This is a genomic window from Jiangella sp. DSM 45060 (assembly GCF_900105175.1).
In the GTDB taxonomy this organism is placed as follows: domain Bacteria; phylum Actinomycetota; class Actinomycetes; order Jiangellales; family Jiangellaceae; genus Jiangella.
In genome coordinates this window covers 4,705,733-4,722,921 of record NZ_LT629771.1, presented here as the reverse complement: position 1 = coordinate 4,722,921, position 17,189 = coordinate 4,705,733, and the positions used below count along the sequence as shown (strand labels likewise).

Sequence of the window (17,189 nt, the reverse complement as noted above, 5' to 3'; positions counted from 1 at the left end):
CGCATGACCATCCGTACCCGGCGACCACTCGCCTCGGCGGCAGGCGCCCTTGCACTGCTCATCGCGGCCGCTGCCTGCTCCTCCTCCGACGACCCGGCTCAGGAGACCGGTGACTCCGTCGCGGCCGGCGGCGACCTGACCGTCGCCGGGCCGATCCCGATCGAGAACCTCGACCCGCACGGGCCGGCGAGCATGGACGCCGGCACCCAGCTCGCGGCCCGGGCGATCTTCAGCCAGCTCGTCGTCAGCACCGGCTCCGGGGAGTTCGACGGCGAGCTCGCGGAGTCGTGGGAGCCCAACGCCGACGCCAGCGTATGGACGTTCACATTGCGCCAGGGCGTCGAGTTCTCCGACGGCACCCCCGTCACGGCGGCCGACGTCGTGGCGTCGTTCGAACGCGTGCTGGCGGGGGAGGGCCCGCTGGCCGGCAACTTCGGCGGGTACACCGTGGCCGCCGCGGACGAGTCGACGGTCGTGTTCACCTCCGCGACGCCGGACGCGGCGTTCCTCGGCAAGATCTCGTCGTTCTTCGTGACGCCGCAGGCCGCCGCCGAGGACGGCTTCTTCCAGGCTCCGGTCGGGTCCGGCCCGTTCGTCGTGGAGTCGTTCGAGGCCGGGGCGACGCTCCAGCTCGCGCCCAACCCTGGCTACTGGGACGGCGAACCGGCCCTGGACTCGCTGGAGTTCCAGTCGATCCCCGAGGTCGCGGCCAGGATGACGGCGCTGCAGACCGGCGAGGTCGACATCACGTGGAGCATGCCCGACGACCAGATCGCCCAGCTCAAGTCCGACTCCAACCTCACGGTCGAGACCGTCCCGAGCCCGGGCGTCCTCACGATGTGGATGAACAGCTCGATCCCGGCCCTGCAGGACCCAGCCGTCCGGCGGGCGCTGTGGCAGGCGGTCGACTTCGAGGCGATCATCGGCTCGCTGTACCCGGAGACCGGGACGCCGGCGGACTCGCCGATCAGCCCGTCCGTGCTCGGCTACGCACCGCAGGAGCCGGTGGAGTACGACCCGGACGCGGCCAAGGCGGCGCTGGACGCGGCCGGGTTCGACTACAACACCGTGATCCGCTGGCAGTTCTCGCAGGCCAACTTCCGCAACTTCGTCGACGCGGTGGTCTCGGACCTGGCCGACATCGGCGTGACCGTCGAGCCGCAGGAGAAGGAACAGGCGGTCTTCCTCGAGGACCTGCTGGCACTGAACTGGGACATGAACCTGCAGCAGCTCGGGTCGCAGGGCTACGACGCGGCGACCAACCTGGGCCGTCTCTACACGTGCGCGGCGAACCGCATGGGCTACTGCAACGAGGAGCTCGACCGGATCCTCGCCGAAGCCGGCTCGACCAGCGACACCGCGCAGCGTGAGGAGCTGTACGCGCAGGCGATCGAGATCATCTGGAACGACGGGGTCGGCATGTACCCGATGTTCGTCGAGCAGCCCTACGCATGGCGGACCGGCGTCGAGGGCTTCGAGCCCGTCTCGGACGGCGTGCCCTACTTCGACGAGGTCACGGTCTCGGGTGACTGATCAGCACTCGTCCGCCGTCGCGGCGCCCGCGGCAGGCGACCCGCACCTCGCTCCCGGAGCGCCGCTCCTCCGGGTGGAGGACCTCGAGGTCGTACTGCCGTCGGGCGGCACGACGGGGACCGTGATCGACAAGGTGTCCTTCGACGTGGACGCCGGCCGCACGACCGGCCTCATCGGGGAGTCCGGCAGCGGCAAGACGATGAGCGCCATGTCGATCGTCGGCTTGCTGCCGCCGGACGCGGAGACCGCGGGTCGCGTCGCCTGGAGGTCGGAGGATCTCCTCACCGCGGCCGCACGCCGGCTCCGGCAGGTCCGCGGCCGGGAGATCGGCGTGATCTTCCAGGACCCGCTGGCCGCCCTCAACCCGATCCAGACGGTCGGCCGGCAGGTCGGCGAGATCCTGCGGCGCGGCGGCATGGCGCGCCAGCAGGTCCGCAGCCGGGTCCTGGAGCTTCTGGACCGGGTCGGGATCCCGGACCCGGACCAGCGGATCGACGTCTACCCGCACGAGATGTCCGGCGGCATGCGCCAGCGGGTCATGATCGCGATGGCGCTGGCCGGCGAGCCGCGGCTGATCATCGCGGACGAGCCGACCACCGCCCTCGACGTCACGACCCAGGCGCGCATCCTCCAACTGCTGGCGGACCTGCGCGATCAGGAACACCTGGCGATGCTGCTGGTGAGTCATGACCTGCGGGTCATGGCGCACGTCGCCGACGACGTGGTGGTCATGTACGCGGGCCGGATCGCCGAGCGCGGCCCGGCGCGGGACGTGCTGGAGCGGCCGCGGCATCCGTACACCCGGGCCCTGGCCAACAACGTGCCGGCGGTCAGCACGAGGTCGGCGATCGCCGAGCCCTTGCAGGGCGCCCCGGCCAACCCGTTCGCCCGGCCCGCGGGGTGTGCCTTCCATCCGCGCTGCCCGATGGCTCAGGACCGCTGCCGCACCGAGGTGCCTGTGCTGCGGGAGGTCGAGTCCGGCCGGTTCAGCGCGTGTCATCTCGCCGAGAAGGTGGAGTCGTGACGTCGCACGTACTGGAGATCCGCGACCTGAAGGTGACGTTCACCGGTCCCCGCCGGTCGCTGCGCGGCGCCCGGACGATCGTCCGGGCCGTCAGCGGCGTCGACCTGGACATCGAGGCCCGGGAGACGCTGGCCCTGGTCGGCGAGTCCGGATCGGGGAAGTCGACCGTCGCACGCTGTGTCCTCGGGCTCGTCCGCCCGCAGGGCGGCACCATCGCCTACGAAGGTCGTGCGCTCGGGCCGGTCGACACCAGACCCGCGGAGCTGCAGCGCGCCATCCAGATGGTGTTCCAGGACCCCGGCTCGTCGCTCAACCCGCGGATGACCGTGGGCGCGATCATCCGCGAGGCGTGGAAGGTTCATCCCGCGGTCGCGCCGGCGGGGGATCGCCGGCAGGCGCTGTCGGACGCCCTCGCCGCCGTCGGCCTCGACGCGGGGGTCGCCGCTCGTCGCCCGTCGGCGCTCTCCGGCGGGCAGCGCCAGCGGGTGAGCATCGCCCGGGCACTGGCGCTGCGTCCCCGGCTGCTGGTGTGCGACGAGGCGGTGTCGGCTCTGGACGTGTCGGTCCAGTCGCAGATCCTGCGCCTGCTCGTCGACCTGCAGCGCACGCACGACCTGTCGATCCTGTTCATCACGCACGACCTCGCGGTGGTGCGGCAGATCGCCGATCGGGTCGCGGTGATGAAGAGCGGCGAGCTGGTCGAATGCACGACGGCGGAGGAGCTGTTCACGGCGCCCGCCCATCCCTACACCCGAGGCCTGTTGAGCGCCGCCCACGACCTGGAGGGCACCCGGGCCGGGTTCGAGCACCCACAGGAGCAGATCAGGTGACGACAGACGCGAACCTGCGCACCGACATCCTGGTCGTCGGCGGAGGCGTGGGTGGGGTGGCGGCCGCCCTGGCGGCGCTGCGACGCGGCCGGTCGGTGATGGTGACCGAGGAGTACGAGTGGCTCGGCGGTCAGCTCACCAGCCAGGCCGTCCCGCCGGACGAGCACCCGTGGATCGAGCAGTTCGGCTGCACCCGCTCGTACCGCGCGTTCCGTGAGGGCGTGCGCGACCACTACCGGACCTGGTACCCGCTGACGGCGGCCGCGCGCCGCCAGCCCGACCTGAACCCGGGCCTGGGCCGGGTGAGCCGGCTGTGCCACGAGCCGCGAGCCGCCCTGGCCGTGATCGAGGGCATGCTCGCCCCGTACCGCTCGGCCGGCACGCTGCGGGTCCTGACCGGCCGGCGCCCCGTCGCAGCCCAGACCGACGGCGACCGCGTCACCGCCGTCACCGTCGCCGGCCGCGACGGCGTGGAGCTGACCATCGAGGCGTCGTACGTGCTCGACGCCACCGAGCTCGGCGACCTGCTGCCGCTGGCGGGGGTCGAGCACGGCATCGGCTTCGAGGCGCGGTCCGAGACCGGCGAGCCGAGCGCGCCGAGTGAGGCGCAGCCGCTCAACCAGCAGGCGTTCTCGTGGGTGTTCGCGGTCGAGCACCTCGAGGGCGAGGACCACACGATCGACCGACCCGACCAGTACGGCTTCTGGCGCGACTACCAGCCGGACGTCTGGCCGGATCGGCTGCTCAGCCTCACCGCGCCCGACCCGCGGACGCTGGAGCCACTCACCCGGACGTTCCTGCCGCACGCTCCTGCCGGCCCGGTGGTGGCCGACCAGAGCAAGGACCCCGGGGACCGCGACCTGTGGCTGTTCCGCCGGATCCTCGCCCGGGAGCAGTACGAGCCGGGCTTCGCGGCGAGCGACGTCACCGTCGTCAACTGGCCGATGATCGACTACCTGCCCGGCCCGCTGGTCGGCGTCTCCGACGACGAGCGCGTCAAGCACCTCGAGGGTTCGCGGCAGCTGTCGCTGAGCATGCTCTTCTGGCTGCAGACCGAGGCGCCGCGGCCCGACGGCGGCACCGGCTGGCCGGGCCTGCGGCTGCGCCCCGACCTCATGGGCACCGACGACGGACTCGCCATGGCGCCGTACATCCGCGAATCCCGCCGCATCAAGGCACACACGACCGTCGTCGAACAGGACCTGTCGATGACCGTCCGCGGTGACGCCGGCGCCGTGCGGTACCCGGACTCCGTCGGCATCGGGATGTACCGCATCGACCTGCACCCGTCCACCGGCGGCGACAACTACATCGACGTCCCCAGCAGCCCCTTCCAGATCCCGCTCGGCGCGTTGCTGCCGATCCGCCTGCGCAACCTGCTGGCCGCCGGGAAGAACCTCGGCACGACGCACATCACCAACGGCTGCTATCGCCTTCACCCCGTCGAGTGGAACATCGGCGAGGCCGCGGGCGCCCTGGCCGCGCACTGCATGGTCAACTCCCTCACCCCCGAGCAGGTGCGCGGCGACTCCGGCCGGCTCGAGGACTTCCGGCGCGAGCTCGTCGCCGACGGGTTCGAGCTCGCCTGGCCCGAGGTCAAGGGCTACTGACGGCCGGCGCGATCCAGACCACTGCACGAGAACCAGCTACTCCACCCGACGAAGGGACAAGCAGCATGGTCACACCCGTGAACAGGCGTCAGCTCCTCCGCACCGCGGGCATCGCGGGGGTCGCCACCGCGACGCTCGGCGCGGCCGGCGCGTCAGCGCAGGCAGCACCCGCCGTCGACGTGTCCGGCGCCACGACCCCGCAGGACTTCGGCGCCGTCGGCGACGGCGTGGCCGACGACACCGACGCCATCCAGCAGGCCATCGACGCGCAGCTCCAGCACGCCAACAAGATCGTCTACTTCCCGCCCGGCACCTACCGCACCACCCGGACCCTGGTCGTTCCCGACATCGAAGGCGAGGGCGGGGGGAACTTCAACCGGATCGTGCTGGCCGGCGCCGGGACGATGGGTGTCCGCACGTCGATCATCCGCCCGGACTTCGACGGGACGGCCCTGATGCTGCGTGCGCCGCTGGCGGCGGTCAAGGGCCTCTGCTTCGTCGTGCAGGCGAGCCTGGCGAACAGCGTCGCCATCCACATCGCCCGTGATCCGGGCGCCGTGAAGGCGAACACCGACGACATGGACCCCACGATCACGGAGTGCACGTTCGTCGAGTTCTACACGGCGGTGAAGCACGTCGGCCGTGGCCTGGTGTTCACCAACAACCTCGTCGCGGTCGGCGACTACGGTCTGGACATCTCCTGGCCGACGGCGGGCGTCTCGGGCAGCGGCGTGCACCTGCTGCCGTACGGCATGCGCAAGTGGCTGATCGAGGGCAATCACTTCCACAGCATGGGCACGGCGATCCTGACCACCGGCGCCGACGCGCACAACTTCCGCGGCGCGATCATCGCGAACAACCTGCTCGACATCGGCCGGCGCCTGTTCGCGGGCGGGATCGTCAACTCGACGTTCTCCGGCAACGTGGTGGAGAACGGGTCGAACGGCTCGATCGTCGCGATCACGTCCGGCGGGACCAACCTGACCTTCACCGGGAACGTCTTCGGCGGCGGGGAGCCCGGTGGCGGCGGGCGGCCCCGGCATTCGATCGAGTTCCGTCCCGAGGCGACGGCTCGCAACGTGACGATCACGGGGAACAGCTTCAACTGGGTCGAGGGGTCGCCGGTCTACTTCGCCGCGGCGGCAGCGGAGATCACGATCTCGGCGAACTCGTTCGACAACTGGAACCTCCTCGCGGAGGAGCGCTGGAGCGCGGTCCGCGTCAATGGTGCCGCCACCGGACTGTCGGTCATGGGCAACGCGTTCGGGGCGAACACCGTCGCCGGGGCGCCTCCGGTGCGGGTGATCGGGACCCTGGCCGGCTCGACGATCGTGGGCAACATCGTCGACGGCGCCGGCGGTGCCGTGTACGCCGACGCGTTCGGGCCGGACAACTACATCGAGCGCCGCAGCGCCGGCCCCCACCAGCACGAGCTCAGCGCGGCGAAGAACGGTGCGCTGGTGGTCCGGTCGACCACCGCGCCCGTTCCCGGTACCGATGCGTACGGCAGCTTCGTCGCCGCGTCGGAGCAGGCGACCGGCGCGGGACCCGGTGTGAAGGGCGGCGTGCGGGTCGTGCCGGCCAACGCGTCCGGCGCGGCCGCCGTCGAACTGCTCTGCTCGACGAACGACACCAACGGCGTCGCGGCCATGCGCGTGGACATCAACGGGCTGGTTCCCACCGTCGACAACGCCCGCGACATCGGCTCGGCGGACCGGAAGATCCGGACCGTCTTCGCGCACAACCTGCGGCTCACGGTCGTCTCTTCCGCGGATCTGCCGGAACCGGCCGCGGGAGCGGTGGCGCTGGTACAGGACGCGTCGACCGGCGCGGGTGTGCTCGCCGTCGGCGACGGCACGACCTGGCGGCGCCTGCCGCTGGGCGGACCGGTCCGGAACTCCTGAGCCCGAAGGGATCGACACGTGAGGCTCGCCAGCTATCTCGCCGACGGCGTCGAACGGTGGGGATTCGTCGTCGACGAGCCGACAACGGGTCAGGCGTGGGTGGTCGAACCCGCGCGGGCCGAGGCCTTCCTCGCCCGGTACGCGTCGATCCCGTCGTCCGGCCTGGTCGCCAGTCGTCCCCGGTTCCGCGGGGACGACTGGCCGGCCACGCTCGTGGAGTTCCTCGCCCTCGAGGACGAGGGCATGGCGGCGCTGTCGCGGCTGGTCACGTACGTCGAGCGGTTCGTGGGGCAGTCGGACGCGACGCTCCTGCCGCGCGCCGGTTCCCCGGTCGACGACGTCGAGCTGCTGGCGCCCGTTCCCCGGCCGCGGCTCTACTGGGGGCTGGTCGCGAACGCTCCGTCGTTCGTGCGGAACAAGCCGGGCATCCCCATCGTCAACCTCTTCCCGCTCGGGCACCAACGCCCGCAGGGGGCGGCGATCGGCCCGGGCGCGCCGGTCACGTTCCGGAACGGTCACCACCTGCCCCTCATGGCCTACAACGTCGAGCTGGCCGTGGTGATCGGCCGGGCCGGCCGGTACATCCCGCTGGAGCGGGCCATGGAGCACGTCGCCGGCTACACCGTGGTGAACGACGTGTCGGGCACCTACTACTACGACATCGTCCCGGGCAACGCCGGCCGCGGCTATTCGCTGCCGGAGGGCTACAGCGACTGGCTCTACCAGGTGACCGCGTCGTGGGGCGGGAAGAAGGCCGACACGCTGGCCCCCATGGGCCCGTTCCTCGTGACGAAGGACGAGGTCGGCGATCCCTACGACCTGCTGATGTACACCCGGCAGACGGGGCGGACGCGGGACCGGGCGCACAGCGGGGCGACCCTGCTGGGGATCGAGCGGGTCATCTCCTGGTACTCGTCGTTCGCCTCGTTGTACCCGGGCGACGTCCTCCACTTCGCGACCATGGGGGTCGACGGCCTGCCGGTGTCGCCGGGCGACGTCGCCGACCCGCGGACACTGCTGGAGGTCGAGATCGAGGACGTCGGCACGCTGGTGAACCCGGTGGCGGTCGCGGAAGGCCCGGTGCCGCTGGAGTCGCACCCGTCCTATGCGGTGCGGCAGGTCGCGGCCTCCGGCGCCTCGTCACTCGAGTCGCCGCAGGCATGGACGCCCGGGTCGGCCCGGCACTTCTACACGTCGTTCGGCAACCACGAGACCGCGGCCGAGGTCGAAGGGCTCGCCCGGCTCGAGGTGCCGCGGTTCCTCAACGGTCCCGCGAGCTCCCTGGGCATCAGCGGGCCGGTCGAGATCCCGCCGCGCGCCACGCACCTCGTCGTGGGCATCGAGCTCGCCGTCGTCATCCGTGCTCTCGCGGCCGAGGCGCAGGACGGGCGGGAGTTCGTGCTCGGGTACGCGCCACTGATCTCGGTGTGCGACCGCTCGTTCGCCGACGCGGTCGTGGAGCCGGCGCGGACCGGTGAACGCGGTATCCCCGCGATGTACGGCCGGTGGGCGGACGGATTCAACGTGGTGGGGTCGTTGGCGCCGCTGCCCGACCACGACTGGCGCGGCCGGGCCATGTCGCTGACGGCCGGTTCGCGGGCCGCGGCCGGCCCGACGTCGGAGTACCTCGCCGGCCCCGACGAGCTGATCAGGACCATCTCCGCGATGATCACGCTGTTCCCCGGCGACGTCATCACGCTCGGGTCGACGGCGGCACGGCTCGTGCTCACCCGGGACGAGTACGAGGCCGGCGTCGTCGTCCGCGGCGGCATCGAGGGCCTCGGCGAGGTGTACGCCGAGATCGCGCCGAGCATCCCGGCGACCCGATGAGCGGCCGGCCCAACATCGTCCTGATCGTGATGGACGACCTCGGCTACGGCGACCTGAGCTGCATGGGGAACACGATCCTGCGCACGCCGCGGATCGACTCGGTCGCCGCGGAGGGGATCACGCTGCGCCACATGTACGCGGCCTCGGCGGTGTGCACGCCGTCGCGGGCGGCGTTGCTGACCGGCCGGTATCCGCAGCGGGTCGGTCTGCCGAAGGTGCTGAACCCGCGCGACGGCACCGGCCTGTCGTCATGGGAGCGCACGATGCCGGAGCTGCTGCGCGACGCCGGCTACCGGACGGCGATGTTCGGCAAGTGGCATCTGGGTTGCCGGCCGGAGCACTACCCGACCCGGCACGGCTTCGACGAGTACGCCGGGCTGCTCTACAGCAACGACATGCACCCGGTCGAGTTGTTCGAGGGGGACGAGATCACCACCGCCGACGTCGACCAGGCGGCGCTCACCCGTGCCTACACCGACCAGGCGATCGCCTTCATCGAACGGCACGCCGAGGAGCCGTTCTTCGTGTACCTCGCGCACACCATGCCGCACATCCCGCTGCATGTGGAGGACGAGTTCAGTGGGCGGTCGGCTGGGGGGAGGTACGGCGACGTCGTCGAGAGCCTGGACCACCACATCGGCCGCCTGCTCGACCGGCTCGACGACCTCGGCCTGGCCGACGACACGCTGGTGATGGTGACCAGTGACAACGGGCCGTGGTTCGAGGGCAGCACCGGGGGATTGCGCGGCACCAAGCTGCACACCTACGAGGGTGGCATCCGGGTCCCGTTCGTCGCCCGCTGGCCGGGACGGATCCCGGCGGGTGCGGAGTCCGACGAGGTGGTGTGCCTGTTCGACCTGGTGCCGACGCTGGCCGGGCTGGCCGGGGGAGCGGTGCCGGGGGACCGGCCGATCGACGGGGCCGACATCACCGACGTGCTGACGGGCGGATCGCAGCCCGAGCCGCGCCCGTTGTTCTTCTTCCACTGGTGGACGCTCAACGCCGTGCGGTGGGGCCGGTGGAAGCTGCACCTGGACCGCTTTCCGCGTGACCCGAACCGGGCCCAGGGCCGGGAACTGCCCCAGCTGTTCGACCTCGAGCTCGACCCGGCGGAGACCTACGACCTGCGCCACGGGAACCCAGGCGTCGTCGAGCACCTCACCGAGCTGGCGACGACCTTCGAGGCCGAGATCGACGGCCAGCGCGAGGCCGCCGAAGCCCGCGCGGCCGGCCGAGCCACCGGAGGCGCGCCGCGATGAGGCGACGTCCTGGATACTGTTTTCGGTGTGGACAGGACTCCGGAGAGCTCCTTACATGGGCGCCGCCGACCGGACTGATGACGACGACTGACTGGATCTGACCATGAACACCATCAGCTGCCCGCGCACGACCTCTCTCGAGGTGGCGAGCCAGTGAGCGGAGGGCCGGACCCCTCGAGGGACCAGCGGTTCGCAGTGGTCAGTCGTCGCGTCGTCTTCGTCGTGGGATCCGTCCTGTTCCTCGCCGGCGTCTTCGCGATCCTCGTCGACCAGGTGCTGCTCGGAGTCGCACTCGTCGTCGCGGCGGCACTCGCCGTGCTGGGGCGTGGCCTCTGGACGGTGCGGCGCGGACGTCGTGCGCCGGCCGGCCGCGATCGCGCCCAGGTGCCCGACGGACCGGTCCGCGGTGCCGACGCGCCGGCGCCGGTGGACGACGTGGTCGTCGCACTGGTGGGGATGAACAGCGACGAGCTGCCCTACACGATCGATGCCTCGCCGAGCGCCGACGGCGTGCGCGTCGAGGTGAAGTGGAAGCACGAGGAGATGCGCTGGCAGACCCTCTTCGTGCGTGGGTCGCAGGCCTACGCGTGGCGCATGGAGGTCGATCTCGACCCGTCCAAGGCGACCTACGAGTTCGTCGAGCATTCCGGGACGGCGGCGGTCCGAGCCGCGGCCGGCCCTTCGGGCGCGGTGGCCTACGGCACCTGGACGTGGAAGAAGGGCAGGTCCGCCGGCGGCATGTCGGCGACGTTCGTCGAGGGCGCCGATGGCCAGGTCAGTGTGACCGGTCCGGGCGGGCCCCGCACCTCGTGGGAGGGGGCCGTCGTGATCAAGCCGGCCGACGCGAAGGTGCCGGTGTTCACGGTCCTGCGGAACAACGGCTGGCGCCCGCGTCGCGACTGGTTCGGCGCCCGGCTGTTCGAGAAGTAGAGAGTAGAGATCATGTCCATGGCCCGGAACAGCACGGCTACCGCCAGGAGCCCCGTACCGATACCGAGGCTCCACTTCCCGAGTCCGCTCATGGTCACATCTTCCTCAGGGGCCGTCCTCGTCATGGGCTGGGACTGAAGCGCACGGCATCGGCTCGCACGGTCCCGCCGCCCACGGTGAGGGTGACCGCTGCGAACCCGTCGGCGAACTCGTAGCTGCCGAGTGAGTGCCACTGGCCTCCGGTCGTGCACTGGTCCACCGCGACGTCCGCCGACCCGCCGGCGTGGTGGACGGCGTAGGTCGTGTCCGAGCTGCAGATGCTGTTGGCCGGAAACCAGACGGCGACGTCGTAGGCGCCGGCTGGCAGCGACGTCCGCCAGGTCGCCGTCGCGCCGATCTCACGGCTGAACCGGGTCCTGGACTCGTCGAACCCGCTCACGGCGCTGGGCGACCAGACCCCCGTCTCCTCGTACGCGGGACGCACCGGGTCACAGGTGGGCGGTTCGCCCTCGTTGGTCACGATGACGGGGCCGGGATCGTCGTCGGCGGGCGGAACGACGGTGTGGCCCTCGGAGAACGGTCCGGCACCGATGTTGTTGACGGCCTGCACCCGGTAGGTCCCGCCGGCCGTCTCGGCCGCGCCGAGCGTGAGCTCGGCCGCGCCGCTCGTGGCGCCGAAGACGACCTCGTCGCCGGTGGGACAGGCGCCGTGACCACTGACCGAGACCACATAGCCACGGGCACCCGCCGTCGCGTCCCACCGCAGCGTCGTCGTGCCGTCGGTGTCGGTGTGCGACAGGCCGGTGACCTGCCCCGGCGTCGTGGTGTCGACCGGCACGCTGTGCTCCGCCGTGCCGCCGCCGGTGAGCCGGTAGTCGTGGCCGGGCGTGAGGGGGAAGGACAGGGCTCCGGTGACCGGGTCGACGTCGAAGTCCACCACCGTGCGCGTGGACGTGTCGGTGACCGTGAGGGACGCCGGATCCCAGCCCGTGTTGTCGTTGCGGATGCGGGAGGTGTCGTCGCCGTCGCTGAACTCGTAGGTCGAGCCGGTGCGGATCGGATAGACCTGGGCGCGCAGGTCGTCGGCGGCGCCGGTGACGGTGACGCCCTTGCCGCCGACGAACGCAGGCACCCGGTCGTAGCCCATCGCGTAGTCGTCGAGGGTGACCGGCCCCTGGAAGACCGAGCCCGTCGCGATGTCGATCCATTTGCCGGCCGGGAGGTACACGTCACGCGACTGCGCCGTCTCGAAGTCGGCGCCGAACACCGGCGTCGCGAGCACGGACTCGCCGAGCATCCATTCGTACTGGCGGGTCGTGTCATTGGCGAGCCCGTACGTCGACTCGTCGTCGGGATAGGCGATGGGCAGGGGCGTCATGGCGTAGGGGAAGCCTGTCTCGTGCCCGTCCAGGGCCGCGTCGTAGATGTACGGCCGCATCGACTCGTGCCACAGCGCCACGTGCTTCACCGCGGCGGCGAGATCGTCGCGTCCCATCTCCCAGGGGCCACGTCCGAACGCCAGCACCGGTTGTAGCGCGTCGAACTGAGCATTGCGGACGTAGTACTTCTGGTACGACGGATCACTCATGGGGACTTCCGGTGTTCCGCCCACGTAGTCGCCGTACAGACTGGAGACTCCGCTGGCGGCGAAGTTCAGGAGATTGACCGGCATGCGGTCCGGGTCGGTGTGGTAATTCTCGCCGGTCCCGTAGATCGTGTCGTTGATCCGGAGAATGTCTCCGGGCAGTGAGTACGCGGCATTCCTCGCCATCACCAGATCGCCGGACTCGTGCAAGGCCTGCAGGACCGGATTCCAGTTCGCGTCGCGGTGCAGTCGGGGCGTGTAGAGCATGGCGTCCTCCTTCCACCCGTCCACGCCCCACGCCCGCAGCCGCTCGACGAACCAGTCCACCGCGTCGTCGTTCGAGCCGTCGAGCACATAACTGTGGCCGTCGGGGAACACCGCGCCGGTGATGACCGTGGGTGTGCCGTCGGGGTTGCTGACCAGAAAGCCGCGGTCGATCGCCTCGTGGACGAACGGGCCGTCGTACGCCTCGACGAGGTTGCCGCCGTCCTCCGGCAGCGCCTTGAAGTTGTTGCGGGCGCCGAGCAGCAGTTTCACGTCGTTGTCCGCGAAGAACCGCTTGAGCGCGTCGGGATCGGGGTAGCGCGGGTTGGGCAGGCCGTCGTCGCGCCCCGGTTCGGCGGTGTCGTCCCACATGCCGAAGCTGTTCGTCGTGCCCTCCTCCGGCGTGCTCCGAGCGCCCGGCCAGAAGCCGGATCCGACGACGCCCCAGGACAGCGGGTAGCCCTCGTCGAGGAACCTCTGCACCGTCTCGGTCACCGAGGTCTGGTAGGTGTCCCAGCGCAGGGCGCCGAACGCCTCCCAGCCCAGCCCGAAGAACTCCGGGTTGGGACGGCCGTCGTAGTAGCCGTGCTCTTCGCGAACGTGCCGATAGTCGGCGTAGACCTGCTCGAGGTCGCGGCCGGCGAAGTAGTAGAGCGCGTCGACCCGGTCGACGCCCTGGGCGCCGAGACGGTTCTCCGACTGTGTGAGGGCGACCCGCTTCTGGCCGTCCTCGAACCACACCTGCGCGAATCGCTGCTTCGGGAAGACGGTGAAGTTGCTGATGAAGCGCTGGCAGCTGCCGCCGTTGGTGACATCGTCCAGTTCCAGCCCGGTCAACTCGGTGGTGGGCCGTGCGCGGACCCGGCTGTTGCACGACTCGCCCTGCTCGGTCGAGCCGTCGGCCCACGAGCCTTGGTCGCCGAGTCCGTAGGCGGGCGCGACCGAGCCGGTGCGGAAGTCGACGGTGCCGCCGTCGCCGGGCAGATTGCCCACCGAGATGCGCACATAGCTGTCGAAGGGACGCAGGTTCACCGTCAGCCGCGACCCGTCCTCGAGTGTCACCGCGACGATCGCGGTGCGGGCGTTCGGGCGAGAGATCAGATCGGCCTCGACCGCGTCGGCGAACTCCGTCTCGCCCTCAGGGCGCAGCCGTACTCCCGACTCGGCATGGGGCGGAACGATCTGGGTGTCCGTGGCGTCGGTGAACGAGTACCGGAAGCCGTCCTTGAGAATGCGCAGCTCGTAGGTCTGGCCGCGCACGACGATGGCGTCCTCGGAGTCGACGACCGCGGCCGGCGCGACGGCCTCGGGTTCGGCGGCGGCCGGTGCGACCAGTGCGGCGACTGCCAGCGGAAGGGCCAGAATTCCGGCGGTCGACCGTTTGACGATCCCTCGGTCCACGACGACTCCCTCGCCTCGAATGATTGACCGAACACGGCGAGATTTGCACAGCAGATCTGCTGTACGCAAGGTTCATCTAGGTATCAGATGTATTAGTCAATATTAGAGGCTCATCACGGTGACAGGTGATTCGACGTCTGGTGTATCGAGCGCCGCAGGTCCCGCGTCCCGAGCGTGCCGAGTGCTGCCAGGGAGCTCTTGACGAGCTGAGACACGTGTGCGTAACATCCTCGTCTAACCTGGTAGATACGTATCGGGGTCGACGATGGAGGGCCATGGCAGCGCAGCGGCGGCGACCGACCCAGATGGACATCGCCCGTCGGGCCGGTGTCTCGCAGTCGACGGTGTCGGTGGTCATCAATGGCGCACCGGCGATCGCTGACGTCGCCGAGGAGAAGCGCCGGGCGGTGCTGGAGGCGGCTGCCGAGCTCGGCTACTCGGTGAACGCCTCGGCGCGCAATCTCAAAGGCGGGCGCAACCGGATGCTCGGCGTCTTCACCTTCGAGCCGGTCTTCCCCGTGAATCAGCGCGACTTCTACTTCCCCTTCCTTCTCGGCATCGAGGAGTCGACCGCTGAGCGCGGCTACAACCTGCTGCTGTTCAGTGCCGTCACGGCCGGCGCCGAGCGTCGCGTCTTCGCCGATGGCGTCAACCAGCTCAAGCTGGCCGACGGCTGCGTCCTTCTCGGACGTCATCTCCGCGAGGACGACCTGGCGGCGCTGCTCCGCGAGGACTTCCCGTTCGTGTTCATCGGACGACGTGATGTGCCCGGCGAGGAGTTCTCCTACGTCGCGGCCGATTACGTGGGCGCGACCCGCGATGTGGTGCTGTCGCTGGCGGCCCTCGGGCACCGCTGGATCGCCTATCTGAAAGCGGCCGACGACAAGGAGTGGACCCAGGACCGCGAGACCGGCTTCCGGCGGGGCCTCGGCGAGGCCGGCATCCCGGACGAGCAGGTTCTCTTCCACGTGATGGGCGAGGACACCACCCTGACCGCAGCCGAGCTCCGGCGATGGCGGGCGGCGGGCGTGACCGCCGTGCTGGTGGAGCCCAGCCAGGACGACAGCGCGATCTCCGCCGTGCAGCTCGCGTCCACGGAGGCGGGCATCGAGATCCCTGGAGATCTCTCGGTGGTGTTGCTGGGGGACCCGCCCTTGGTTCACGCCACGGAGCGCGACTGGACGAGGTTCACCATCCCGCGCGAGCAGATGGGCCGGGAGGCCGTCCGCCTGCTGCTGGAACTGCTCGACGACGAGGACGGCGCCAAGCGGCATCTGTACCTCGACTGCATTCCGGTCCCGGGCGACTCGGTGGCAGCGCCTCGCCCTGACGCGGGAGGGGCGACATGACCGGGCACTCCGCCACACCGATCACCAGGCGCCACGCGATCGGCGCCGGGTTCGGCACGGTCGTCGCCCTGATGACGGCGACCCCGCTCGCCGCCGCCCGCCCGGTCCGTGCGGCCGGCACCGGCGGCGGACTCGAGCTGACGACGCTGTGGTCGCGCGGTGAGAACGGCTGGGTCGACTTCCGCGTGCACGCCGTGGACGTGACGTCCGCGGGCACGGTGCTTGCCTTCAGCGAGGCTCGGGTCGCGACGAGCGCGGACGACGGTCCGAAGGACCTGGTCCTGCGGCGCAGCACCGACGGCGGCCGGACCTGGGGGCCGACGGCGTTCATCGAGGACCACCACGGGGGAGCGTGGGCGAATCCCACGCCCGTGGTCGACCTGCGTACCGGCCGGATCACCGTCTTCTACGCGCTCAATGCGGCGGGTCTCTCGTCGAGGGTGTTCCAGCGCGCCTCGATCGACGACGGCGTCAGCTGGGGCGACCCGATCGAGGTCACGGACCTGTTCGTGGGCAACGAGCACGGGTGGACGTTCCACCTGCCCGGCCCGGGCCGCGGCATCCAGCTCGCCGGCGGCCGCCTCCTGGTCGAGGTCTGGCATCGACGGTCGATCGACGTGCCCGCCGCCGGCCGCGACTACAGCGTGAGTGTCGTCTACAGCGACGACGGGGGCCGGACGTGGGCCTGGGGCGGAATCGTCCCTGACCCCGCGGGCCTCGGCCTGGACGAGGCGCGCATCGCCCAGCTCGCCACGGGCGAGGTGATCGTCAACGCCAGGCTCGCGGGTGGTGTCAGCAACACCAGCCGCGCCGTCGCCCGGAGCCGCGACGGCGGCCTCACGTTCACCGATGCCGTCGTCGAGACGAACATCGCGCCGCACGCGGGCATCGCCGCCGGCCTGGCTGCCCGGGTGGACCGGAACGGCGTCGAGCGGGTCGTGTACACGAGCCCGGTCAAGGGCACCGGGAGGGACACGTTGTACGCGCGGCTCAGCCACGACGGGGCCGAGTCGTGGTCGTGGGGTCGCGTGATCGACAACGCCCGGGCCGGCTACTCCGACGTCGTCTGGCTCGACGACGGCACGCCCCTCGTCCTCTACAGCAGACTCGGCGGTTCCGGGGTCGAGACGCTCGACGTGGTCGCGGCCCGGTTCGACCTCGCATGGCTCACCCAAGATCGCGATGGCGTGGAGCGGGGACCCATCGGCTTCCTTCATACGTATCAGGTGGAAGGTCTCCGTGCGAAGTCCACGGTTCCACGAGCGCCGATGGCCCTCGATCCGGCCGCGGAGGGCTCGGCGGTGACGCAAGTGCCCGCCGGCGCCCCGGGCGACGCCCATGCCGTGACGATCGTCCCGGCCGTCTCGCGTCCGCACCACCTGCGCTGCCGCTTCCGCGCGCCGGACGGGACATCCGGCGGCGCCGACGTCGCGGTCGTGGTCGACGGACGGCCGCGCGGGGGAGTCGTGGCCGCGTCGGGCGCCGACCCGTTCCTCGACGTCGACCTCGGGATCGTCCCGGTCCGCGCGGGCCGGCCGATCCGCGTCGAATTCGTCGCGGCCGGCCCGGGTCCCGACGGCGACTCGCACGCGTTCCAGATCGACGAGATCTCGCTCGTCCCGCGGGCCGACGCCTAGAACAGCCCGCCCATCACTATCGCCACGGAGGCA

At 70.9% G+C, this 17,189-nt stretch carries 11 protein-coding genes; 10 read left to right on the top strand and 1 reads right to left on the bottom strand.

The genetic code is table 11. The annotated features are described in order from the left end of the window. Nucleotides 1–3: 3 nt before the first annotated feature. The 8 genes from BLU82_RS20975 to BLU82_RS20940 all read left to right on the top strand — a co-directional run bounded on the left by BLU82_RS20975 (nt 4) and on the right by BLU82_RS20940 (nt 10,920). Complete coding sequence (locus BLU82_RS20975) at nt 4–1,533, top strand: ABC transporter substrate-binding protein (RefSeq protein WP_092623024.1); 1,530 nt, start codon at nt 4–6, stop codon at nt 1,531–1,533. After that, on the top strand, nt 1,526–2,557 hold the full coding sequence (locus BLU82_RS20970) for an ABC transporter ATP-binding protein (RefSeq protein WP_172885663.1): 1,032 nt from the start codon (nt 1,526–1,528) through the stop codon (nt 2,555–2,557). The genes BLU82_RS20975 and BLU82_RS20970 overlap by 8 nt, the downstream gene beginning before the upstream one ends. Then, nucleotides 2,554–3,387, top strand: coding sequence for an ATP-binding cassette domain-containing protein (locus tag BLU82_RS20965; protein ID WP_092623022.1), 834 nt, complete (start codon nt 2,554–2,556; stop codon nt 3,385–3,387). Before BLU82_RS20970 ends, BLU82_RS20965 begins: the two co-directional genes overlap by 4 nt. 14 nt (nt 3,388–3,401) lie before the next feature. Beyond that, nucleotides 3,402–4,997 (top strand): FAD-dependent oxidoreductase, encoded by a 1,596-nt coding sequence (locus tag BLU82_RS20960; RefSeq protein WP_092626094.1) that lies wholly within the window; start codon nt 3,402–3,404, stop codon nt 4,995–4,997. Between the two features lie 77 nt (nt 4,998–5,074). Beyond that, nucleotides 5,075–6,901 (top strand): right-handed parallel beta-helix repeat-containing protein, encoded by a 1,827-nt coding sequence (locus tag BLU82_RS20955; RefSeq protein ID WP_172885662.1) that lies wholly within the window; start codon nt 5,075–5,077, stop codon nt 6,899–6,901. 18 nt (nt 6,902–6,919) lie between these two features. Continuing rightward, the gene (locus tag BLU82_RS20950) at nt 6,920–8,731 is read left to right on the top strand and encodes a fumarylacetoacetate hydrolase family protein (RefSeq protein ID WP_092623020.1); all 1,812 of its coding nucleotides are present in this window, start codon (nt 6,920–6,922) and stop codon (nt 8,729–8,731) included. Next, nucleotides 8,728–9,990, top strand: coding sequence for a sulfatase (locus tag BLU82_RS20945; protein WP_092623019.1), 1,263 nt, complete (start codon nt 8,728–8,730; stop codon nt 9,988–9,990). The genes BLU82_RS20950 and BLU82_RS20945 overlap by 4 nt, the downstream gene beginning before the upstream one ends. Nucleotides 9,991–10,212: 222 nt before the next feature. Then, nucleotides 10,213–10,920 carry a hypothetical protein gene (locus tag BLU82_RS20940; protein ID WP_157741164.1) on the top strand — a complete coding sequence of 236 codons (708 nt, stop codon included), beginning with the start codon at nt 10,213–10,215 and terminating at the stop codon, nt 10,918–10,920. A gap of 121 nt (nt 10,921–11,041) precedes the next feature. Here BLU82_RS20940 and BLU82_RS20935 read toward each other — a convergent pair whose 3' ends face one another. Beyond that, the gene (locus BLU82_RS20935) at nt 11,042–14,170 is read right to left on the bottom strand and encodes a TIM-barrel domain-containing protein (protein WP_197682364.1); all 3,129 of its coding nucleotides are present in this window, start codon (nt 14,168–14,170) and stop codon (nt 11,042–11,044) included. A 275-nt stretch (nt 14,171–14,445) separates the two neighbouring features. On the opposite strand from BLU82_RS20935, the gene BLU82_RS20930 reads away from it, so the two are divergent. Together BLU82_RS20930 and BLU82_RS20925 are read left to right on the top strand one after the other, a co-directional pair. Next, entirely contained in the window at nt 14,446–15,519 is a 1,074-nt protein-coding gene (locus BLU82_RS20930) for a LacI family DNA-binding transcriptional regulator (RefSeq protein ID WP_092623017.1), read from the top strand. Then, a complete protein-coding gene (locus BLU82_RS20925; protein WP_092623016.1) occupies nt 15,516–17,156 on the top strand; it encodes an exo-alpha-sialidase in 1,641 nt (546 codons plus the stop codon). Before BLU82_RS20930 ends, BLU82_RS20925 begins: the two co-directional genes overlap by 4 nt. The last annotated feature ends 33 nt before the right edge of the window (nt 17,157–17,189 follow it).